We start from the raw sequence: 21,849 nt of genomic DNA on the forward strand, positions 1-21,849 counted from the left end.
GAGTGGCATCACATTTGGGCAAAGCTTTGAATAATTGGGCTTTGGAGTTTTCGTAAAAGTCTAATGCTTATGGCTACTATGCCTACTAATAATTTAGCAAGCTAACGTTGCCCATTACCCGCCGCAGATATCTTTTGAATCATAACCGACAAATTTAAACGGTCAGTGTGCATGGGGGTTGTTAGGCTGCTTTTAGAGCCTCCCGTACTATCTATTGGTTTCTTGTTAAGCAATTGCTGCGTCACAAGCGTAGCAGCTACTCCAAAAATAAATACCCCTACTGCCCATATAATGTTCGATACAATATTAGCTTTTATATTCTCAATAAATGGGTTAGGTGGTTTCTCTCGGATCACGATTTTGCAGTAGGGAGTTGAAGTACCTAACGATACATAATGTGGCAAAGTAATCTTTACTGTAATATTAAGTAAGTCTCGATAAAAACCTCCTTGATCCATCATTTGAGAGAAAGTTGGGGGATGAGTTAACTCCTCTAAATCGGCAACAAAGTGTTCAAACCATCTTTCATGTTTTGGATCTGCGGTACAAGTGACGCTTGCTTCCTTCTTATCAAAAATGATCTTTATTTCTCTACTATCCACAGGAGCATTGTCGGATGCTCTTATTTCTAGTGAATCAAGAGTATCGCGTTGAGAAATTGCAGTTAAAAATGAACTTTGAGTTTCATCATAGATTTCCCAAATTTTATCAGTCGCTGAATAGGTGGAGAGAGGGAATTCTGTATCCACTAGTTGAGCAATCTTTTGAATATCTTCAAAAGTTACAACACAGGTACCTATTGTATATGTTGGTTTAATGCGAATCGGCATTACTTACTGCTCCTCTAAAATAGGCGTTAAGCCGAGTGTGGACGAAAACGGAAATAAAAGCTGAAAAAGCTTGATTTTTCGTACCTTATAATGATTTTAAGTATAAAAAGTAGCAAATGACTAAATCCTTTTCAGGATATTGGTTTTCAAGTCTTAATTTCCGAATATAAAGCTATACCGTCCCATGTCATAACTACATTCTCGCTGCTCATCGTTAACGAGCATCTTTTATTGATAAAGTAATTACTGAAGTAAGTCAGCAATTACTTACTGAAGTCAGTACTAAAAAATATTTAATTCTTATTTAATTGAGTAGCCTTAAGTCGCTGCTTTGGTCTCCCCACTCCCCTCAACGGCACCCGCGCTGCGATCGCAGCGATTGTTTTCTGCGGTGTCTGCGCTAACACCTTTAACGCCAACCGCACCACCTCACTCGTAGACGGCACCACATACACGTCACTCTCTTCAAGCTGCTGCTTTAACCGCTCAAGCAGAAGTAAATCTTCATCATGCAGTGAGACAGTCACCTTTGTTCTCATCGTTTCTACCTTATAAGCCCTTCACGCAGTCTAAAACGCAAGAAAGGGGAGTTTATCTGTGCTTTAATGCCTGAGTATGCCGTTTTTTATCACGTAAAAGGAATTTCAAAAGTGCCCTAGTGGTCTGACAAATTAATTTTTTCACATTTGGAAACAGTATTTGCACAATATTTAAATGTTTCGCGTGCCCTTTTTCGGTCAAAGGACCATGCGATGGCTACATTTCGTTCATTCATCAAGGTAGTCCATCGATTGGTACGGTTGGCTAAGTCTTCGATGGTTGGAATTCGCGAACGACCTAAACATTGTCGAGCATAGATGCTCAATCCTATCTCAGCTTGATTCAACCAACTCCCGTGCACTGGCGTGTAATGCACTTCAAATCGTTCCCATAACTTCTTGCCTTCATCGTTGCCAAAGGCTTCAATCACTGAGCGCTCGGTATGCGTATTGAGGTTGTCAAGGACTAATACTATGGAAGACGCTGTGCGATAAAGGTGAGCTATATCCTGAAGCATATGGGCAAAATCGGTGCGCTTACGCTGCGTGGTTACTTTTGTATAGTAGCTTCCTCTACGTGGCTCAATCGCCATAAATACGTTTGCGGTACCATTGCGCTTATACTCATAATCAACTCGCTCAGGCGTGCCTGGCTTTATCCCCTGTTCAGGTCGTACCTGCTCAGTGAGTTGAATCAACTTCTCATCAAGGCATACCACGGGTCGTTCCTTCGCATAGGGTCGCTCATACACTTCTAGCACGTCTTCCATTCGCTCAAGGTAGGTGGTAGTCACGGTGGGAACACACCAGCTCTCTTGCTGCCATGGTTTCAAGTCATGTTCAACAAGGATAAGTCGTATAGACTCAGTGCTAATGACTCGTCCTTCATAGACTGTGCTTACTTGTTCCTGGACCAATCGCAACGTCCATCGGTCAAATCCTTCCGGTGGATCGCTACATACCGTGGCAACGATAAACCCTCTCAATGATGCTTCTATGGTGACTGGTTGCCCTGGTCGTACCTCATCATATAATGCCTGCGATAACCCACCCACTTCGTAGCAGTACTCAATGTTGCGCACCGTGCGAGGCGTGAGGTTAAATGCTAACGCTACTTCGGCATAGGTATGACCAATGTCTCGCATACAAAGTACATGCGCACGAGTAACTGCTCGCCCCTCTCGTCCTTCAAAGCGAATTCGGTCTGCTTCTGTTCTATCTTGTCCGGTCAATATCATTCCCATCTCAAGACTTTAACACACTATCTCCAGCCTCTATAGACGTGACACCGTTTCCAAATGTGAAAAAATTAATTTGTCAGACCACTAGTGGGCAAAAAGAGGCGAAATTGCCCGATAAGTATTCTTATCGGGTATGATTTTTGGCACTTTTTGGTAATTGTCCGACAATATAGGGGAAAGGCAGGCTATGCAAGGGCTTTTTTGGTCGTTTTAGGCTTTTTACGGCGATTGTTCCACAGTAACGCAGCAATAGGTAATGTTCATGCCACAAGGTAGCACAGCGAGAGATGTCTACTTTGCAAGGTTAAGTAGTCTAATTTAAATAATTTTTTATTAATTAAGGAGAAGAAGTACAAGTGAAGGTGAACGAAGAACGCTCAAAAAACTAACGCAGCATGTAGTAATAACTAATGCGTGGAACATAAATTCAAAAGCGTTCAATTTTATAAGTTGCCACTTATGCTTGTAATTTGCACATGTAACTGACCAAATTAAATGGCACGTTTTTAACTACATTATTTGGCACACTTTTGTCGTTTTAAAACTTATAAGTGGAAAAGGTAAGTCATTCCTGTTTATTTGATTTTACTGAGTTATATTTAATAGCCACTCACTGCTTTTTAGTGATTTTATCCCATAAACTGCGCCAAATAATGTGGTAAGATCAATGCTACTTATCGTGGTTATTTACATAACTGTAACTTGCATAATTAAATTGCACCTTTTCTGCAAAGTTATTTTGCACCATTTCCTTGAAGCTTATGTCTTAAATGAATGCGTAAGAGGAATAATTCTCTCATTATATTACAAAGATAGATGAAGGTAGGGACACGTATCCTCGTTTTAAAGATGCAAAATAATTATCTAGAATAAGTGCAATCTATCGATGCAGTTTACAGTTGTCTCCAACAATACAAAGTAGAGATTTGGTGAAAGCGATTGAGACAGCGATACCTGCGACGGCAATTGAACAGGTGATCGCAACAAGTAGAGCCTCAGAAGAAAGAAATTGGTCTTTGCCTGCACAATTAGTAATTTGCCTGATAATTGCAATGAGTCTTTGGTCGAGAGATTCGATGCGGGATGTACTGAAAAACCTGATTGATGGTTTGTCAGAATCATGGGTTAAAGTTGGTAAATATTGGCGAGTCCCCTGTAAATCAGCTATTACACAAGCTAGACAGCGATTAGGAGCAAGGGTGATGAGACATTTATTTGACCAGTTGGTACGACCAATGGCAACTGGTAAGGCTTTGGGAGCATTTCTCAAAGGGCTCGTGTTGGTTTATGGGTATCTTTCTGTGTGCGATCGCAGAAGTTTTCGGTCTACTGAGTCTAAATAAGGATGTTATACGATAAAATTTGGTATAATACCCAAAAAAGGATGTAAACAAGAAGTTTTCCGTATATTGAGACAGGAATTCGTTGTAATGCTTGATATATTAGGATTGAAAAAAGATTATACGGAAAGTTTCCGTACAATAACTAGTTAGGCATCATAAGTCTCGCGCTGTTATCAAACTTTAAGAGGAGTGAAGTTAACTGTGCATTACGACTATTCAAGAGCTTTACGCCGAGATGAGGTGGTTGTACACCTTGTAGATGAACTCTGTTTATACCCAGATTTAGCTGAGTCCATTGCTAAAGCATCCAGACAATATGGTTTTCAGTTTGAAAGTGGGATGTGTACTTTGCAAGCTCCAGTTGATGATAGTAAAGTAGTACTCTTACGGCATTTAATAATCATTGACGGCATTGATGATCCAGAATCTATCACAAATAAATACTCTGATCTAATTCAGAAATGTACCTCAGCTACTATTGCTATAAGTTATTCCAGCAAGTCTACTTTTTCCCATGCTGCTCAAGACGTTGAGAGGTTGAAGCTTCAATATGAAGGAAAGATAAACTATCTTTTACCTAGCTTGTTTGAAGAACGGTATATTCCTGCAAGACAAAAATTGATTGACAATTCTATATGCGATTCAGTTCGCATCAAGTACGTTCCCAAAAAAACAGGTAACTTAACCGAAGCCGATATTCCAACAGATATAAAGAATTTCTTTTTAAAGATTAGTGATTTGATAAGAGTAGAACGACTTTATCATAGAGCCTCGACTGACGGTTTTATTTCAATTCGTAGCCCAGATCATGGTACTAATAGCTTCTATGTTACTTGCACAAAAACAGATAAGGCTAACATAGATCTTAGTAGGATTGCCTTGATTCACAGCTATGATAGAAGGACTAACTGCCTGAGCTACAAAGGTTCATATCTCCCTTCTTCTGATAGTGTTGAAGCTGCCATTTTGTACCAGAAACTTAGTTGGATGAATGGGCTAGTTCACACTCATGCAAGCAATCAGTTTACAAGAAATATGAAATACCGCAATAGGATTGCTGTACCTCCAAGTACCTATGGGGAAGCTGATTTAGGAAGCCGTATTTCAAGCTTTATTACCCAGTCAAATTTCACAGACTTTGTAATTATGGAAGATCATGGAGAGCTATTTTTATCAGGTGAACATATACCTAACAGAATATTTGAAGATATTTTTAAATGCATTCGTCACGAATTAATATAGTTAAAATTTGAGGCGCTTTCAATGCATGATCTAAACAATCTATACACTGACTATGCAGAGCTTTACGCCATCATCGCTGATGATAGGGATTTCGAGTATGAATTGACCCAGATGGAAGTTTTCAAGCTTGATTCGAGTTCTACTTTCGTAGAACTTTTCGCTGGACCAGCTTACCACTCAACCACTTTGAAAACAATGGGCTGGGATGGGAACATTATAGCTATTGACATTTCAAAGGCGATGGAGAATATCGCCAAGAAGCGCGGATTCTCTGGCAATTACCTATGCTCTGATGCTATAACGGCACTTTCAACTATAACCCAAGCTCAAGTTATCTGCATTCCTCGGTATTCTATTGTCTTAGTTGACCATGATTACGTAAAACAATTGTTTAATGTGATCGCCAATGCATTGTGTAATGATGGATGCTTTTTCATAGAGATACATAAAGATAGTGTGGTAAATGAGCAAGCACTAATATGTGGAGACTGGGAAAATTTAGACATATATCGTCGTGAAGTCAAAAAGCAAGGCATAACAATAGAATGTCTGTGGCCATTTACGACAGATGTGGTGGATGCCGAAAAAAATATACTTGATATGTCTGTGAAGATAACTAAAACAGATGACTCTGGCAAGCAAGACGAGTTTATCTTTAATTCGCGAGAGCACTTATACTCTCGTACAACTCTTGACAATTTTGCATCTGAGGCAAGGCTAGTTCCTGCCCCAGATCTGAATTTTGATACCTCAGATGGTCATTTCATAGCGTATAAGAAAAAGTCAAATAGTGCTGTTGATAGTGATTACTTCAAAACGCTCAGAGAAAAAGCTCTCAATCGCATTTTTGATCTATCTACAAATGAAACACAATCGAAATTAATTGAGAAATCTGGGCTTGATGTTGAACACCACGATTCGCCTCTTTCTCTTCATGTTTATAATCTTCTGTGAGGTTACATACCATGATAGTTTTAGTCAGAGTTCCATATCTCTCAGAGTATAATTTGCTTGATGTGCGTGAAGAACCAGTTATTTCTTCGCTTGCTGGCTACTTGGATAATATTGGTGTTCCTTTTAAAGTTTTTGACTTTCACCTAGATCGCTCTACTAACATTGAAGCTCTCAAAGAAAGTGGGGCTGAAACTTATGTTATAGGCGTTCGAGGTACTGGACTGCACTGGAAATATGCAGAAAGAGTGGCAATTCATTTATTGCAAGGCACGGATGCCAAAATTGTATTTTATGGACAGACAGGTAAATTAGAGCATTGGCAAAGCCCATACCCTGAGCGAACTAAGGTGATCCATCATGATGAACAAGCCTTTGCAAAGGAACTCGATTTGCCACTAACTGGCTTTAGTTTTACTTCAGGTCTAAGACATTACCCTTATGGACTTCAACACCTCGATTCAATGGGGGAGAGAAGAAATTTGTTCAAAGCAACAATTGAAACGACTCGTGGCTGCCATTTTGGTTGCAAATTTTGTTTCATAAATCACGGTCGTAACTACTCTGAACGTTATACAAGACGATCTAATGATGATGTACTGGCTGATATGCTCAATTACCTGAGTTCAGGAATCTCAAAATTCTGGTTTTACGACTCTGAATTTATTGGAGCGGATCGTTCTCAGTATCCACAGGTTGAGAATTTATTAACACGTATACGTGACGAATTGCCACGAGTAGAGATTATGATCTATAGCCGCGCTGATACGTTAGAGCGTTTCAATAAATACCAATTACTTGCAGATGCAGGAGTTAACTCAGTTTTGCTAGGCATCGAATCCTTAGATGCTCAAGATCTCAAGGCAATGAATAAAGGACAGTCAGCAACGACAGCTCGTGAAGCAATATTAGCACTGAGAGATCATAAAATCTTTTGCAATCTTTCGTTCATTCTATTTAATAAGACAGCATCGGTGCTAACTATTCGTGAGAATCTTGATCGTTTTATAGAGTTTTATCAGGAAAAGAACTTTATATACGTAGGTCAAACTCTTTACTTCTCTTATGCATTTGAATCTGATTGGGCACCTAATCCTAAACTGAGAAAACTTTCTGGTCAAACTCGACTTGGCGGTTCAACAACTTCAACACGCGCCCCTAGCGAGGGTGTTACTTTTGATCCTTCTCTTGAACCTTATGCGGAAATCTGTCGAATTATAAACTATGAACAGGTGAGAAAGCTGTGTGAACTCAATCTAGCAAAGGAACATCCAAATTCAGATCTACAAAAGCCAATTGTGCATAGGTGGGCAACATTGTTAACACTATTTACGTTGAATCTTATGGTAGTTGCTCTTGATGAGTTTCAAGTCGGAAGACTTAATATATCTTCTGTATTGAAGTATGAGGATTGGGTTTACGCTTGTTACAAACAATTTAATGAAAAGATTTTGCCCCAAAGATGGGCACATACAATTACCGATCAGTATGGCTATTTCCCAGGTGATTGGAACGGCTGGGAAATAGCCATACCATCAATTGCCTAGATCCCAATTTTTGTAATTTACTTGGTAACAATCATGAAAGATAAAGTTGTGTTTATTTCTGGCAGTGCTAGAGGGCTTGGAGCCTCTTTAGCAGAATATTTCTATCACGATAACGCTAATGTGTTTTGTGCTAGTAGAAGTGGCGAAAAGCCAAAATCACTTGAAAATACTGATCCGAAGCGGGTTAGCAGTGGAACTTTAGATATTTGCGATTACCCTAGTTGTGAACAGGCAATTTCTCAGTGTCTTTCAATCTTTGGAAGGATTGATATTCTTATCAATAATGCATCAGGTTTCTTCGGCAGAAAGAAAATCGGAGATTATTCGCCTGTTGAACTTAGATCTGAAATTGAAACAACCTTGCTTGGAGCCATCAATCTTACTAATGTTTTTGTTGAGCGTGCTGCTCTAGAAGAGATAAATCAGCATATTATATTTATTTCCTCAACTTCAGGACTATCAAGAGAAGGTGGCAATGAGTTATTCCCTGTTTATGCTGCTGCTAAAGCTGGCATTATCCGATTTGCAGAGTGTATCAACGCTTCTACGCGGGAAAAAGGAATTTATTCACACACATTGATTCCAAGTAATATCCGTGAAGCAAATCTTGCTTATGAAGCAGCAGTCTCCCGCTCTGACGTTTTTCAGGCAATCAAGTTTTTAATTGAACCTAGCCATAACCTTTACGTGGATCAAATCGTACTGAATCCAGCAAGAGTTCAGAAACCCTAAACTCTTGGCGATTCCGTTGTAGCGTTTTATTAATGCTTATTGCACATCTTTGAGAGAATAACTTTGGCATGGGAAGTAAAAAAAAACACTTCGAGAGAAATATGAAAATCGTCCTTGCATGGAATTAAGCAAGCACTTTGCTGATATTTCAAGTGGTGCGATACAAGTTCCGCGCACAGATATACTTCCAGATCAAGAATTTCTCTCTCAAGCAGATGATATAAAAGAATACTGTAATGTTTACAAACGTAATATGGCACCATTTTGTAAACATTACTGCGCTAGTATTCCATTTGTATTTGAAGAGCAATGTCGTATTGGCATGGCATTGCTTCGCATGGCTCGTTGCCTTCCTGATGAACAGGTTCTCACATTTTATGAGACCGATTCTCCAGATGGTACAAGTGCTAGAACTTTGGCTGAACTTGCTTCTGGGAAAGTGATAACATTGACTAATGGTTTACACACCGTTAACAGGAAAAAATTTGAGGAGCTTTGTCGGCATCCTTTTTCATATTTTTATTTAGGATATTTCTGTGACATAACACCGCAGCTTATACGCACTTTGCCTAATTCAAATGTATTTGCGGATGGTTTTGACGTAATTTATGAAAATGTAACATTTCAGTTTTATGACAAGGATCGGCTTGAACAAATAGCTCACTTGAAAAAGGTAATGAAAGATGATGGCATTTTAATATGCCTTGAAAAATTACATCAGATAGATGCAGCACAATACGAAAAGCGAGAGCAAGTAAAAGACGAAAGATATAAATCCTTGTACTTTTCAACCACTGAGTTAATATGGAAGCGCTCGAAAATACTTTCAGATATGAAAGTATTTCAAGTAGACTATGAAACGCTTATTTCATCTCTCAAGCAACATTTTAGCTATGTTTACTTGTTGTGGAACAGTACTAATTTCTATGAAATGGCTGCCTCAAACAGTCTACAGAAAATTAATGATTTTTTATCATTTCTTCCTTTGCCATTCATACCTAAGGAATTTAATTTTGAAGACGATTTAATCGCACCAAGGAGAGTTTAACCTGTTTGGTTTTTATGATGGAAGTTGTTGATCTTACGTTTCATGAAAAATCTTGGAATTTGTCACTATCTCCTAAGAGGTCTGCCGTGAAACTCGTTAGACGCTATCACTACATTCAATACATGATGATTTGGGTATGATTATAATTGTTACCGTATGGATGAGGTACAGAGAAGCCTTTCTACATCTTGGTTTTATCCTTTTGAGTATTTTTTCCTTTGTTTTCCTAGTTTTACTGTTAATCCGAGCAATTGGAGAGCTTTTTAAGTGTGAGGAGACAGGTGAAAATTTTCCTTATCGTAAGCATCACCCTCGTCGCTTCAGATGATATTTTTTGCGTCAACTAGAGAGTAATGCCTAACTGTAGCGAACTGCAAACATAAAGGGGTTATGACCAAATACGTGTACAATGACCCATATTGTAAACTTTTGTAACGCAGAGTCTCAAAACCTTTGATATTCGATGTTGAAACATCCAACTTCAGTATTGTCTTCAGAGCAAAATATTCCCTAAAACAACCATTTATGTTTGCAGGTCACTACAGCTACACTTAGATGTCAAATGGGTTCTATACTACTATCGCATCACACTTACGTTAGTAGTGACGTAAATATGATAGTGATCTTACTCCTTCTTTTCTTCGTCTACAGTCTTTTCCTCCTCTCTTGCCTTCTTATTCTCCTCCTCGTCGTCTTCTGCTGCGCCTAATCCGCCTACATCAGTGACGGTATAGGAAGTCACATCATAATAGTGATTCCGTTCTGGCGATCGCACCTTCTCTTCATAGTCAATAAATGACTCATGAAATTCCCCCGATTGAATCAGGGCAATAAATTCTTGCTCCACAATTAAGGGAATAAGCGGTAACACCTTTCGTACCGCCTCGCGTGCTTCTGCCTGCATAAATCCTTTCACTGTCTGCGCGACGGCATCGGTGAAGACATTTCTTTCAGAAGACGCTGAAGGAGGTGGTGTTTCTTGGGGATTGCCTACGCCAAAATGCTGCCGTATTTGTTTACTGCTATAGCCTTCTTTTCTCATCTGTTCGGCAACATCAAAGATTGAGTGAATCTGCTCATCGGTAAACACGGGATCTTTCGTGTTGAGGCCACAATCTTTTAAGTGCTCATGGAGCGTTGAATTGCTGAGGTGATATTTATCGCGGAGGTCTTTTTTCGTGTAAGGCATAGGTGGGTCATGATAACGTCGTGTGGGAAGGTACATTCATCGCACGTAGCTCCAAGTACTTCTCAAAGTGCTCTGCTACGTCCTTGACGGTGTACCGTTCCTCAAACATCTGGCGAGCGACTTTAAAGCGGGTGGTAATTTCTTCAGCGGTGTACTTTCTGCGTGCCGTGGAGAGGCCACAGGCTTTTAGAGTGCGGTAGACCGTGGTGTCAGCAATCTTATACTCACGCTCTAAGTCTTTTTTGGTGTAGTAGGTCATTTGTTGCCCTCGCGCTTACACATCATGCCAAAGATGGCTTCTAGTTCTTTTTCAATCAGTGCTAAGGTTTCTACCCGTAGGGCGTACTGGAGTGGATCGTCAACGTTTAAAAACTCTTCTCGCCACGCCGTATTATTCACCGTCTGTTGTACCTGTTGGTACGTGTGTGGTGCCTGCTGTTTTGTCGGTGACGGCATTCTCAAATACTGGGCGGGTTTTTGGATCATGCCTGGCACTTCGGCTTTACGGGGGCGTAATGTTTCAATGTCTTTCCCTGATTTCCAGCAGCGATAACACATGCCACGGGTAAACGGAGAGAGAAAAAAGTAATGAAGCCCGTCATAGGGGCTTGTATCAGGCATATCCATAAAATCACTGGTAATAAAGCGGGTACGCTCTACCAGTGCTTCAGCACTCCCCATAGAGGCACCTTGTGCCGTGCGCTGGGTGCTGGCATGGGATTCAAAGCAGCGCTGCGTGCCCGCAAGTTTGACTGACCACTCGGCAGTCGTAGGCGATTCAGTGCGGCATAAAATCTTAAAACTACAGTTATTGGCGATCGTCTCCGCCCCATACACGCCGTACTGATCCATTAACTGCTCAATGCCTTGGCAGGTAAGATACAGCGACACCCCTTTACTGCGTTGAAAGGTTAAGACATCTAAAATACCTGGCATTTTCCCGATAAAAGGAAATTCATCCATGAACACAAAAGTATCCGGATATTTCTTGCTTCCTGGACGAGCATTGTAGTGATTGACAAAGGTTTGAAACATCGCCCGCATGATCGGACTGGATGATTTTTTCGCCGATAAATCTTGGCTAATCACCACAATGCCTTCGCCTTGCATAAACTCCTTAATGGAGAACCAACGCTCACGCGGGGTGTAGTATTGGTGAGCTGCCGCCGTTTGAAAATGGAGCATCTTAAACAGTACGCCTAAGAGCACCCCATCACGAGTTTTATCGGCGTTTCCCTCAAGAAGGCGCTCGGCGATCGCAGTGCCAAATTCGGTATGGCGAAGTATCTTTGCTAATTCAGGGGCACGTGCTAAACAGGCATTGTAAATATCAAACAGTCCCCACTTTCCAGGCTGCTGCTGCTCATAGTACTCAGCACTCCCGATAGCGATACCTTGCTCTCCTTGTGCCCAAAACGGATCGCCTTGGTCTGGTGTCGGTAGCAGTATCTCCATCATTTCCATAAGATACTCAAGCCGCCCGTCACAGTCTTTGGCGATATCCCAGGCATAGCCTGCCACCCCACCTTCAGGGTGGATGGCGCGATTATCACTAATGTTGAGGTAATATAGCGGCACCTGCTGCTGCTGGGCAAAGTGGGCAGCAATCGGGAGAAAGTCACCTTTGGTGTCAAACAGCACCACCTTTACCCCAGAGCCTTTTTTACAGTGCGAGAGCGCCCAGGCCATTGAGATTTCTAACAACAGCGATTTACCAGAGCCAGAGGTACCAAGACTTAAAGTGTGGTGCTTTAAGCGATCGCGGGGAATATAAAAGCCGCCGTAGTAGAGAAATTCATTCAGCTCCCAGTCTTTGACTAATATTTCTGGTTGCTGAATGACGAAGGGAAGATTGGGGCCACGCACGGGCGGGGGGACATCCAGCATCTGGTCAAGGTAGGTATCGCCTTGTAAATACTGCTGTCTTCGCGGGGGGTACTGGGCGGGATTGACTCGTTTTAATTGATGCGTGCGCGGGGAGTTCATCTCCCCACGTCCGTAACGTTGCATAAGCTACGCTCCTTACTTACACGTTATTCGTAGGTTTTTTTAGGTCGTTGATACTGTTCTGGGGATAGCTGGTCTTGCATCGCTTGCTCTTCTTGTGCCTGTGCTGCCTGTGCTGCTTCAATCTCTTCTTCCTCCTCACGCAGCGATAGCATGGCGCGATACTCGTCAATATTTTGTTCGATGCGCTCAAGCCGCTCATCAATCAACCAAAGATATGCCAGATCAGGTATTACGACGGCAACCCCCACAAGGATTGAGGACAACAGCCAGCGTTCTTCAATTGCCATACGCCACGCTTTACTCACTAGATGAAGGTTAGAGTAGGTCTCTCCTGGCATAGGAGGCTTTACCCCGTAGGCGACAAAGACAATCCCAAAGACGATGACAGACATTAGTTGTGCTAGAAGCGTTGTTTCTGGATGGTAGAGTACTCTCATAAGAACTGCTCATGATAATGGGTAGAGGGAGGGTTGTTAGGAGGTGACACGGGAGTAGTTCACTACACATGCTTCAAGAAACCCCAGCGATGCATAGGACACAAAGAGAAAGGGAATAAATCGTGCGATCATGACATAGCGTAAGGTACCAATAAAGTCGTAGGTCATCGTTGCGCTCACATTACATTCGGGCTTGTCTCGCCACTGATACAGTTTTAAATTCACTGTCGTTCGTGCCCGCCGTGTCGCGGCGAAATATGAAGCTGCTTCTGTGATGAGGAAAAGGTAGCCCAGTATCACCACAATGCCAAAGAATAGTTGCGTCTTTTCTATCTGAAAAAAGGGTCGTGTTATCTCCTTAAAAGGACTTATCAACAAGCAATACAACAGCAGTGAACCGATCAGGGCAACGCTAACGTAGGCGCAGGCACGAAAAAGACGTTCTTGTTCATTCATAGGTGCACTAGAAAAAAATGGATATCTGCGGTGTTATCTCTCCTACGAGAGAAAAATGAAGTACTGGTGGCGCTTAGGAGTACGGTTTTTTAGGTCGCCGATACTGCTCTGGAGATATCTGGTTTTGAATATCTTGCTCATCTTGTGCTTGCGCTTGTCGTACACGTTCTTCTTCTTCTTCGATAGTGCGTTGCGACATAATGGCGCGGTAGTCCTCGATATTGTCATGTATCTGATCGAGTCCAGTTCCTATGAGGTGGAGATGGCTCAGTTCACTGATAAGTAGTGCGGCACCCACGAGGAGGAAGGACACAAGCCAGCGCTCGGCAATGACATGGAATAAGGCATCGAATTGAAAAAGCGACAGCACAATCACACCAAGGAGCGAATACATGCACACTCGGGTGTTTTCTTCATTATTAAATAATTGCATTTTTACTCTACCTTCTTGGTGAGAGGACGTTGGTTATCAAGGGAGTTACTTACGTGCGAGGCATAGCGCTTCTAAAAATGAAATATTCATGTAGGCGACGAGTAAAAATGGAATAAGTCGGCCAATCATTGCGTAGGTAAAGGTATAGCGAAATTCAGCACCGAATGAGCGGTACATATTAACTTCTGGCTTATCTCTCCACTGATAGAGTTTTAAATTGATAACCCTACGCATGGCACGTGCTCGCACAAAATGTGCGGCAGCTTGGAAGACTATATACACGTAGCCAACGAGTGCAACGATACCAAATACCAGGTACGTAAGGCGCACGGTAAACAGCGGCAGGGGGGTAAATCTTACTAAGAGATAGAAGATTCCTACCAGCACTATGACTCCTACACTGCCTGCGGCACTATACGCGTAGGCGTGAAATACTCGTTCTTGTTGATTCATTGGTTAAGGGGAAAATAAAGTAAAAAAAGAGTGGCACTATAAGGAACACTGCACGGTCATTTTCATGACCGCATAGGCGCGTATTTCTTACTATGAAATAACCTCATTTATACACGGATACGTATTATGTCGTAGCCGCTCTTTTTTCCTACTACGTGAAGGGAAGTAATGCCAAATACCACGTGAGTTGCTGATGCATACACCTTCAAAAGAAAGGGTGAGTAATTATTTTTTTCTATATAACAATTAGAGGTTATTTTTTACAAGAAGTTTAGTCCCCCTATGGAGTATCAAGCTGCTACGCGCACTGGGTGTGAAGTCCTTACCGCACAAGCCATAAACTCTTAAGTGTCGTCAATTTTTGACCGGAGGATGTACACAAAAATTAATAGTCACGTGGTGTACTTGATGCTCCTACGCTGCTAGGCACTTGATATCTACCGTTCGCGTTCCCGTTCTCGTTGACGTTCGTAGCCACGTGAAGCAGACGAAGTCTTTTGCTCGGTCACCTTAGTAATCACCTCTTTTACCTGGGCTGGGGTAAGTCCCGTTATCTTTCTTGACTCCAGTTCTTCGACTGAGATTCTTTTAGTACGTAGTTCCCACGCTAAAAGCCGCTGCTGCCGTTGTGCCGCATAGTGTGGTTTCTGACGGAGATAATCTGCCTGTTTTTTGGAGATTAAGCCAAAGGCTTGATACACCGTGATGCTAAATTCACTTTGTGGTAAGCCTTTTCCTTGGGTAAATTGCAGGTATTGGCGACGGGTAATGTTGCCTGTGGCATAGAGCATCGTCATGCGGCGGTTAAATTGACGGTGATCTGCTTTTTTCTTTAAATATTCTTGTTGACGAACCTTGCGCCGCTGTTGTTGATGCCAGGTGATAACGGTCTTGGCTCCTGACCATAATGTTTCTTGGAGTGACTTATACTCGACTAGTTTTTTCCCTTCCGCATTGAGCTGATAGCAAGTTTCTTGTGCGTCTACCTTGTAGCGCGTTGGCTGGTTATCTGCGGTGCGTTCTTTGACTAAGGTATTCACTGTCACCGGACGTAGGTACTGGGTTTTATAGGTCTCTACGAGCTGTTGTGCCTGTTGGGTTGAGAGTCTACCCTTGGATGCGCCTAAGACGGCATTAAACAGGTGTGATTCTTGTAGGGGACGGTCTTTCTGTTTACACTGGAGTGAGGTGGCAATTGAGCGGTGTAGCTTCTGCACCTGTATCTTTTCTTGACGGTGTTGGCGATTGACGACTTTTGCCCATCGAAACCCGTGGTCATCACCTTGTTGCTGCCATTTTGCAAAGAGCTGCGCGGTATTCACCTGTAAGTCTTTGGGTTTTCTTGACTTTAAGGCTTCGGCGCGAACCTGTGCCCCTGACATTTCCGGTGTAATTCGCGCTTCAATTTGCTGTGCGCGCGTACTCATAGCACGCGAGAGATCGGTAGAGATACCTTCGATGCCAAAGGTAATGCCTTTTCCTTTTTCAAAAGGGCGATTGTAGGTTTTTACGCCTAATTCTTGCTCTAATTGGCGGCGAAGCGTATTTTGGTAGACCATGCCCGCGGTATAGCGCTGATCAAGGATTTTTTTCCCATCTAAGGCACGCGCCTCACCCTGCTCGTTAAAGCCAACGTTGAGCATGAGAATATGGCTGTGTAATTGCGGGTCAAGCTCTCGGCTTGTGGTGTGGTGAAAAACCGCAAAGACACCTTCTGCTTTTTCGTGGGTGGTACCGTTATGCCCTGCGCGTGTGTAACAGGCGTGCTGATCTAAGTAGGCGATCGCGTCATTAACGGCACGTATATGCATACGGTGCAGTTGTTCGCGTAGGGCATTATTGGGCGCTTGACTCCACAGCACGGAGACATCCTTTGGCGCACTCATCACGTTATCGTAGGCGACTACGGAGCGGTAGGTCTTTTTCGTTTCAGTGACCTTGTCTTTTAATGCCTCAGGAATATGTTTTTCTGCGCGAAAAGTCTGTACCTTCTGGGTGTCGGGATTGGTATATGTCCAGATGGTGTAGTCTCTCGACTGATAGGCACCTTGCCGAAGGGTAGTGGTGCCATCAGGGGATTTTCCTTGAAATAAATGCTTGAGGCGTTCGTCTTGCTGTTGAATTTTGGTGTTTTCAATGCGAAGGCGAGCAGCGCCTCTGCCGTGAAAACTTCCTCGGGGGTCAATTTCACTGGTGTAGTAGTCTTCTTTTCCTAACTTGTTGTAGTAGTCTTCGCGCCCTGCATGAATGATGCCGATAGAGTTCATAGGATGCCCCTGTCACGTGCTCTATTCCTTTAAAATAGAGGCATCTTGATGCAAATGTGTCGCAAAGCGTTCTTAATTTATTTTGATTAAAAAAGAAAAAATAACCTAAAAAAACAACGGATATTCGGCGACTACCGCACGCGGTAGGCGGTGAATATTCGACACCTATTCGGCGAACGTTCGCCGAACATACGATACAGAAAACATAAGTTTTCCACATGAGCCGGAGCGAAGACCCCTTTGTGGGGGTCGTAGCCGTAGGCGATTGTGGGAAACTTCCTCCTAGTTATCAACAGGCGTTGCCTATTGATAACTAGGAGACGACTTTAATATTCACTTTTAATACTCACTAGGGAGATGGCAGACCCAGCCTGAACGCTTTGAAGATTCAGGATTGAGATAGAGCGGTTGCACATATAGCATTACCTCATCTAAAAGAAAATCGGTGTAGGTAATAAAGTCAGCCAGTACCGTCTGCCCCTTGTCCCATTCGCAAAAGAGTGTTGCGTGCTTGTTCGCCCGCACTTTTAAGATCCAAAATTGGATTTCCTGTAATTTGGGGTGAAGTTCAATTGCTGGATCTCGTTGTAATGCTGCAATCCTATCAAACAACCAATGACACTTTGCCTCTTTCCGTAAATAGTGCGTGCCGTCACTAAGAAAGAAGTAAGGAAACAGAGGATGTTTGTAGTACAAAGTGGTACCACAAAATTGATTAAGTTCAGATTTTAATTTTTCTGGACTTATTGGTTGTGCCTCTGCTTTATGCTTGATTAATTCGCTAGTATTTACCATAATAAATTTCCTATTGTTTTTACTAACAGCGCTACCACAAAAAAGAGAAGTACTATGCAAATGAGTTGAAGGCTTTGTATAGTCTTCTCTAAGCTGTTTAACCTTTCTGTTATTTCCTTTTTGAATTTAACTACTTCGTCTTGAAACTTTTTTTTCTTATGTGTTAACGCTGAAAAATACATGATGCTTGATTGATTACTCGGAGTATTAGGCGAATATTTGTATTTCTCTTCCCCCTCCATAAAAAATCTACCCATATTAAGTTGTTAAAGTGATGATGTAGTTGAGCTACATCGTGAGAAAAGACTAATGAAAGAAATTTCAGTAGTCAATATATTAGGAAGAAAAAACCTACATTTTTGTAAAAAATTTCAATTAAAAACCGCACCCGCAGGGTGCAAATGTATCAATAGCTTCAATTATTTTAATCATTGCGTTGTAGGTAGAGAGATATGGAGTTTATTAAAAAAATAAGAGAATCTAAAAATATTTCTAGCTATAGAATGTCCAAGGAATTAGGATTTCCAAGTCAGAAGCATTACGCTGCTTTTGAAGATACTAAACAAGCAGTGAGTATGGATAAGCTTATTAGGCTGTGGCGTTACTCTGGGTTAAGTGCAAAGGCGTTTTTAGAGATGATAGAAGAGGAAGTAGGTGCTAAAACTACAGAAGAGCTAGAAGAGTAAGCCTATAAATATTGAGCCTGTAGGCGTTAATGTGTAGCCTCACCTAGCATTGGTATAACACTACGAAATATTATTTTTTAGGTAGTTATTCGTGCATGGATTTGCACTTTTCCTTTACAATTTGTAAGGGAGAGTGCACCTTCTTATGTTGTGAATGGTGTACCTAAAGGAAACTCAGTCAAGACTATGCAATATGATGCGCTAGCCTATTTAACAGATGATTTTATTCGCCGTGATTGTGGGATTCATGGCGCACGCTTCAGTGATGAAGATTGTATCCGCATTCGTGAAGAAGCCACACGCTTATACACCTGTGGTAAATTTCACCATACAGGCGTATATTGGATTGCTAATCGTCTCGTAGGAGAAGGCAAGATACACCCCATCTTGCCCTAAAAACCTCACAGTTTTTATCTTTAAGGTTGCCTCTCAGGTACACCTTTTTAAGCCGTTGTTATCCTCAACATAACTAAGACTACGCGACGTGTAATAGAAGAGGAAGCATGTGCTACTAAAGTAATAGAAGTGTTCACAATAAGCGTGCGAACGTAGGATCATGAGCACGCGTGTTTTTTTATTGACTCACTATATTCATATGATATTCTTATCTTAAGATTGAACTCTTTTCTAAAGAGCAAGTTCATATGATGAATGTGAACTTACAAGAGTTCATCGGTAGGAACTAATCATCTACTATAACCGTCGTTACTTCCGAAGTGGATTTGTAAAAATTTTGTTATTTATCTGTCAACTATACTTTTACTTTTTCGTTTAACCCGAAGTGGATTGCTATTAACGAATAAAAACTTGTGCACAAAAAGCTACTCTTACCAGGCCGCTTTTTGTTGATATGATTATTTATTCTTCATCACTATTCGTTATGTTCTTTTGCTCCATTCATTAATCAATATGAGCTAAATCTAACCCAAGAACAGCTTCAAGAATACCGTCCCCTGGTTCCCAGTCTTGCGCTATTTTCTTTGCGTCTTCAAGCGTTGCACCTCCTAAGATTGCTTCCTGCGTTCGTTGTGCCGCTTGACGTTGATTGTAATAATACGCATTTACTTCAAGATGCTCGGCTTTAAGGTATAACGCGGCTAAAGGATACTGTCGTGCGAGTGCGTTAATGTCTGAGGTAGGAGGAGTAGGAGTAAGGATGAGGTTTTCGTCATCTTGCATCCGCCTAATCTGATAGTTGAAATACTCATGTTTGTTGATTTCTTGTTTGAGCAAAGTCAGCCCTTCAATTGCATCTTCTTTTCTTTTACGCTCATCCAATTCACGATTTATTTGTTTATTTATTTCTTCATTCAGTGCGTTCTCGCTTTTGTCATCAAGTACAATATAGCCAAGGAAAGGATTTTCTATTCTTAATGCTTTTCTTTGCTCACCCTCGACGTTCGTAGTCGTTCTTTTATACGGCACCTGCACTATATCAAGCGCGTCAATTGATAACTTTTGATTGAGAATATCAACGTCTACTCTATTGCCTTTTATGGTAGTCAACTTTAATTTCATCGTTGCAACAATACCTCATAATAAAAGAATTATTTGTTATACAAGGCTACACAGCAATAATTCTCTAGTCAATATTCTTCACCATAAGATTCAGGATGGTCAGTTAATAAAAAATAAGAGTACGCATCATCAGATAAGTGCTTACTCTTTCGCCTACGCGAGACTCATTTAGATAAGTATTTTTGGGCCTACGATTTACTACAATAACCTTCTTTTTCGCTTCCTTGAATACGTTTTTCATTGACCAATTGTGCTAATGCTGCACGGAGCATTTTTACACTAGGATTATTTCCCTCCCATTTTCTACTATTGCGAATGGCATGAAAGCTTATAGGCACAGTGGTAGCACTTGCTATCACCGTTATCACAATGTGAAAAAACTCATCATCAATGGCGATCGCGGCTTCAGTGTCTGATTCTTGCGCGTCAAGGTGGAAGAGCTGCTCTAAGGTACTTCTCTCATCCATCGCCGTGAAATAAGCGCCTTGCACACGCTTTCGTGCAAGTAAGGCGACATCATCAACGAGTAACTCAGGAAAAAAGGTGAGTAGCGTTCGCGCAGGGTCAGGCTGCCCGTTGACAGGGTGGGTCACTTCTTTTAACCACGCAGGCACGGTACCAATTACCCCATCCTCACGCGATCGCTCAAAATTAGTCGCTTCGGTTAAAAAGTAACGCCCCGTTGCGACGGCAATTTTCTTTAACGGTGCCACCTGCACACTGGTTGCCTCACACCCGATAAAGGCAGCACCTGTTTTAAAGGTATCTGCCATCCCTGCGGTTTTATTGCCTACCCAGGAGGATAAATTTTTGCCGTGGAGCACAATGAAAATTTGAGCACCTTTTTTACTCGCCCTTGTGAACAAAAACTTAATCATCCACTCGCGTTGATCAGGTGCGAGATACCCAGAAAGTGCCACGGCTTCATCAATGACAAGCAGCACGTCTTGATACGTGCCATCAGCGGCGTTATCCATCTGCTTTAAGTAGGAGAATAATGCTTTTGCTACCTGTGCATCAGCATCACTTCCGCCTACGTCGTAGGTGTAGCGACAGACCAATCGCTCGCATTGAAACGGATAGATGTCCCCTCCGGCAGTAAAGTAATGCACTTTCAGTGTTGGTGTCACCGCTTGGCTTATCACCGCTAAGATTGCCATTAAGGTACCTTTCCCGCCCCGCTGATTACCTGCAATCACGGTAATCTGGTCTTGCACGCATTTGGTGAGGTCAAAACCGTCCTGTTTAAGAAGCGCCAGCATCTTTTCCGCTCGTGCAGGAAGGGGTAATGATAGCAGTGAGGCACGGCGAGCATCTTCTTTACGCGATCGCTGCATCGATGGTGTGTGCTGTGGTGTCTCGATGGGGTCTGTAGGCGTATGCTCGTTACTTGCTTCTAACGCTGGACGGGCATACACATCAACAGCAGGTGTTGACGGTAACTGTAACGTCTCTTTTTGTCGTGTTTGGTACTCTTGTAACCGTGTCACCTCGTCTACCTTCAGGCGAGAATCAATCTCTACCGTGGTAAGATACGTGTGTAAATTATCGTAGGTGGGTAATCCTCTTCCTTTCAGCTTGGTATACCATCCTAAGAGCCACCTGTAGGCGTGAAAGCGTTTCCCTGGCTCAGTCTGTACTAAATACTGGGTTAATTGCTCAAAGTTACTGTCACTGTAGAGAAAGACAAACTCTTCTGCTTCATGGCGCGGTAAAAAAGTAATGGTACCAGCGAGGTGATTTTCCTCCCACGCATGGCGTGCGTCGTAGTCGCCTATTCTGGCCAAGGCATCGACCATATTGCCACGCACAAATGGCAGAGGCGCAAACTCCTTGGTGCGGCTAAAGTGTTCGACCACAAACCACAGCCAGGCGGCTCCGCCTACGAGTCCCCCGACAAGGACTAAGGGATTAACGGCATGAAAAATTAGACTTGCTCCTGTGACCACGACCCCAATGACCCGTGTTGTATCTGCGTCAGCTTCAATACAGCGGGCGCGCGTCACAAGTTGTTCCTTTCGCTCTTGCAACCACTCTGCGACATTACCTGCTTCTAAATGTGAAAGACTAGGGTAATCATCGCGTAAATCACTTGTTTCTTTGGTAGTGATACGAGGTAGTTCAGTCATTAC

Annotated in this window: 21 protein-coding genes and 1 pseudogene; 8 read left to right on the forward strand and 14 right to left on the reverse strand. The window is 42.2% G+C overall.

What is annotated here, in order from left to right:
- Positions 1-101 precede the first annotated feature (101 nt).
- From AACU25_RS22370 to AACU25_RS22380, 3 genes are all read right to left on the reverse strand, one after another.
- On the reverse strand, positions 102-830 hold the full coding sequence (locus AACU25_RS22370) for a hypothetical protein (protein ID WP_096579403.1): 729 nt from the start codon (positions 828-830) through the stop codon (positions 102-104).
- Between the two features lie 293 nt (positions 831-1,123).
- Positions 1,124-1,369 carry a hypothetical protein gene (locus AACU25_RS22375; RefSeq protein WP_096579405.1) on the reverse strand — a complete coding sequence of 82 codons (246 nt, stop codon included), beginning with the start codon at positions 1,367-1,369 and terminating at the stop codon, positions 1,124-1,126.
- A 116-nt stretch (positions 1,370-1,485) separates the two neighbouring features.
- Positions 1,486-2,607: an IS630 family transposase gene (locus AACU25_RS22380; RefSeq protein ID WP_190445834.1), complete on the reverse strand. Its 1,122-nt coding sequence runs from the start codon at positions 2,605-2,607 to the stop codon at positions 1,486-1,488.
- A 941-nt stretch (positions 2,608-3,548) separates the two neighbouring features.
- Between AACU25_RS22380 and AACU25_RS22385 the strand changes: the two are divergent.
- The 6 genes and pseudogenes from AACU25_RS22385 to AACU25_RS22410 all read left to right on the forward strand — a co-directional run.
- Positions 3,549-3,896: pseudogene (locus AACU25_RS22385) on the forward strand (transposase domain-containing protein); the annotation flags it as partial.
- Positions 3,897-4,154: 258 nt separating this feature from the next.
- The gene (locus AACU25_RS22390) at positions 4,155-5,195 is read left to right on the forward strand and encodes a class II aldolase/adducin family protein (RefSeq protein ID WP_190445833.1); all 1,041 of its coding nucleotides are present in this window, start codon (positions 4,155-4,157) and stop codon (positions 5,193-5,195) included.
- Positions 5,196-5,216: 21 nt separating this feature from the next.
- Complete coding sequence (locus tag AACU25_RS22395) at positions 5,217-6,149, forward strand: class I SAM-dependent methyltransferase (RefSeq protein ID WP_096579411.1); 933 nt, start codon at positions 5,217-5,219, stop codon at positions 6,147-6,149.
- A gap of 11 nt (positions 6,150-6,160) precedes the next feature.
- Positions 6,161-7,693 (forward strand): B12-binding domain-containing radical SAM protein, encoded by a 1,533-nt coding sequence (locus AACU25_RS22400; RefSeq protein WP_096579413.1) that lies wholly within the window; start codon positions 6,161-6,163, stop codon positions 7,691-7,693.
- Positions 7,694-7,726: 33 nt separating this feature from the next.
- Positions 7,727-8,425 carry an SDR family oxidoreductase gene (locus tag AACU25_RS22405; protein WP_096579415.1) on the forward strand — a complete coding sequence of 233 codons (699 nt, stop codon included), beginning with the start codon at positions 7,727-7,729 and terminating at the stop codon, positions 8,423-8,425.
- A gap of 118 nt (positions 8,426-8,543) precedes the next feature.
- Positions 8,544-9,473 (forward strand): hypothetical protein, encoded by a 930-nt coding sequence (locus tag AACU25_RS22410; protein WP_096579417.1) that lies wholly within the window; start codon positions 8,544-8,546, stop codon positions 9,471-9,473.
- A 625-nt stretch (positions 9,474-10,098) separates the two neighbouring features.
- Here the strand turns inward: AACU25_RS22410 and AACU25_RS22415 are convergent.
- From AACU25_RS22415 to AACU25_RS22455, 9 genes are all read right to left on the reverse strand, one after another.
- Positions 10,099-10,563, reverse strand: a complete 465-nt coding sequence (locus tag AACU25_RS22415) for a hypothetical protein (protein ID WP_190445832.1) — start codon at positions 10,561-10,563, stop codon at positions 10,099-10,101.
- Between the two features lie 106 nt (positions 10,564-10,669).
- Entirely contained in the window at positions 10,670-10,921 is a 252-nt protein-coding gene (locus tag AACU25_RS22420; protein ID WP_096579421.1) for a hypothetical protein, read from the reverse strand.
- Positions 10,918-12,672 carry a type IV secretory system conjugative DNA transfer family protein gene (locus AACU25_RS22425; RefSeq protein ID WP_096579423.1) on the reverse strand — a complete coding sequence of 585 codons (1,755 nt, stop codon included), beginning with the start codon at positions 12,670-12,672 and terminating at the stop codon, positions 10,918-10,920. The genes AACU25_RS22420 and AACU25_RS22425 overlap by 4 nt, the downstream gene beginning before the upstream one ends.
- 23 nt (positions 12,673-12,695) lie before the next feature.
- Entirely contained in the window at positions 12,696-13,109 is a 414-nt protein-coding gene (locus AACU25_RS22430; protein ID WP_096579425.1) for a hypothetical protein, read from the reverse strand.
- A 36-nt stretch (positions 13,110-13,145) separates the two neighbouring features.
- A complete protein-coding gene (locus AACU25_RS22435) occupies positions 13,146-13,565 on the reverse strand; it encodes a hypothetical protein (RefSeq protein ID WP_096579427.1) in 420 nt (139 codons plus the stop codon).
- 73 nt (positions 13,566-13,638) lie between these two features.
- Entirely contained in the window at positions 13,639-13,998 is a 360-nt protein-coding gene (locus AACU25_RS22440; protein ID WP_096579429.1) for a hypothetical protein, read from the reverse strand.
- 45 nt (positions 13,999-14,043) lie between these two features.
- Positions 14,044-14,451: a hypothetical protein gene (locus AACU25_RS22445; RefSeq protein WP_096579431.1), complete on the reverse strand. Its 408-nt coding sequence runs from the start codon at positions 14,449-14,451 to the stop codon at positions 14,044-14,046.
- A 437-nt stretch (positions 14,452-14,888) separates the two neighbouring features.
- Positions 14,889-16,718 carry a MobF family relaxase gene (gene mobF / locus AACU25_RS22450; RefSeq protein WP_096579433.1) on the reverse strand — a complete coding sequence of 610 codons (1,830 nt, stop codon included), beginning with the start codon at positions 16,716-16,718 and terminating at the stop codon, positions 14,889-14,891.
- Between the two features lie 339 nt (positions 16,719-17,057).
- Positions 17,058-17,513, reverse strand: a complete 456-nt coding sequence (locus tag AACU25_RS22455) for a DUF6876 family protein (RefSeq protein WP_096579435.1) — start codon at positions 17,511-17,513, stop codon at positions 17,058-17,060.
- A gap of 452 nt (positions 17,514-17,965) precedes the next feature.
- Between AACU25_RS22455 and AACU25_RS22460 the strand changes: the two genes are divergently transcribed.
- Both AACU25_RS22460 and AACU25_RS22465 read left to right on the forward strand, forming a co-directional pair.
- Positions 17,966-18,199, forward strand: coding sequence for a hypothetical protein (locus AACU25_RS22460; protein WP_096579439.1), 234 nt, complete (start codon positions 17,966-17,968; stop codon positions 18,197-18,199).
- A gap of 186 nt (positions 18,200-18,385) precedes the next feature.
- The gene (locus AACU25_RS22465; protein ID WP_096579441.1) at positions 18,386-18,595 is read left to right on the forward strand and encodes a hypothetical protein; all 210 of its coding nucleotides are present in this window, start codon (positions 18,386-18,388) and stop codon (positions 18,593-18,595) included.
- A 504-nt stretch (positions 18,596-19,099) separates the two neighbouring features.
- On the opposite strand, the gene AACU25_RS22470 is transcribed toward AACU25_RS22465, so the two are convergent.
- A complete protein-coding gene (locus AACU25_RS22470) occupies positions 19,100-19,705 on the reverse strand; it encodes a hypothetical protein (RefSeq protein ID WP_190445831.1) in 606 nt (201 codons plus the stop codon).
- Between the two features lie 200 nt (positions 19,706-19,905).
- Positions 19,906-21,846 (reverse strand): hypothetical protein, encoded by a 1,941-nt coding sequence (locus AACU25_RS22475; protein ID WP_096579445.1) that lies wholly within the window; start codon positions 21,844-21,846, stop codon positions 19,906-19,908.
- Positions 21,847-21,849 lie beyond the last annotated feature (3 nt).

Source organism: Tolypothrix tenuis PCC 7101 (genome assembly GCF_963874875.1).
GTDB lineage: Bacteria > Cyanobacteriota > Cyanobacteriia > Cyanobacteriales > Nostocaceae > Aulosira > Aulosira tenue.

Bases quoted from the DNA above. Each gene is read 5' to 3' on its own strand.
- AACU25_RS22370 (WP_096579403.1), bottom strand. From the start codon at position 830: ATGCCGATTCGCATTAAACCAACATATACAATAGGTACCTGTGTTGTA.
- AACU25_RS22375 (WP_096579405.1), bottom strand. From the start codon at position 1,369: ATGAGAACAAAGGTGACTGTCTCACTGCATGATGAAGATTTACTTCTG.
- AACU25_RS22380 (WP_190445834.1), bottom strand. From the start codon at position 2,607: ATGATATTGACCGGACAAGATAGAACAGAAGCAGACCGAATTCGCTTT.
- AACU25_RS22395 (WP_096579411.1), top strand. From the start codon at position 5,217: ATGCATGATCTAAACAATCTATACACTGACTATGCAGAGCTTTACGCC.
- AACU25_RS22400 (WP_096579413.1), top strand. From the start codon at position 6,161: ATGATAGTTTTAGTCAGAGTTCCATATCTCTCAGAGTATAATTTGCTT.
- AACU25_RS22405 (WP_096579415.1), top strand. From the start codon at position 7,727: ATGAAAGATAAAGTTGTGTTTATTTCTGGCAGTGCTAGAGGGCTTGGA.
- AACU25_RS22410 (WP_096579417.1), top strand. From the start codon at position 8,544: ATGGAATTAAGCAAGCACTTTGCTGATATTTCAAGTGGTGCGATACAA.
- AACU25_RS22420 (WP_096579421.1), bottom strand. From the start codon at position 10,921: ATGACCTACTACACCAAAAAAGACTTAGAGCGTGAGTATAAGATTGCT.
- AACU25_RS22425 (WP_096579423.1), bottom strand. From the start codon at position 12,672: ATGCAACGTTACGGACGTGGGGAGATGAACTCCCCGCGCACGCATCAA.
- AACU25_RS22430 (WP_096579425.1), bottom strand. From the start codon at position 13,109: ATGAGAGTACTCTACCATCCAGAAACAACGCTTCTAGCACAACTAATG.
- AACU25_RS22435 (WP_096579427.1), bottom strand. From the start codon at position 13,565: ATGAATGAACAAGAACGTCTTTTTCGTGCCTGCGCCTACGTTAGCGTT.
- AACU25_RS22440 (WP_096579429.1), bottom strand. From the start codon at position 13,998: ATGCAATTATTTAATAATGAAGAAAACACCCGAGTGTGCATGTATTCG.
- AACU25_RS22445 (WP_096579431.1), bottom strand. From the start codon at position 14,451: ATGAATCAACAAGAACGAGTATTTCACGCCTACGCGTATAGTGCCGCA.
- mobF (WP_096579433.1), bottom strand. From the start codon at position 16,718: ATGAACTCTATCGGCATCATTCATGCAGGGCGCGAAGACTACTACAAC.
- AACU25_RS22455 (WP_096579435.1), bottom strand. From the start codon at position 17,513: ATGGTAAATACTAGCGAATTAATCAAGCATAAAGCAGAGGCACAACCA.
- AACU25_RS22460 (WP_096579439.1), top strand. From the start codon at position 17,966: ATGGAGTTTATTAAAAAAATAAGAGAATCTAAAAATATTTCTAGCTAT.
- AACU25_RS22465 (WP_096579441.1), top strand. From the start codon at position 18,386: ATGCAATATGATGCGCTAGCCTATTTAACAGATGATTTTATTCGCCGT.
- AACU25_RS22475 (WP_096579445.1), bottom strand. From the start codon at position 21,846: ATGACTGAACTACCTCGTATCACTACCAAAGAAACAAGTGATTTACGC.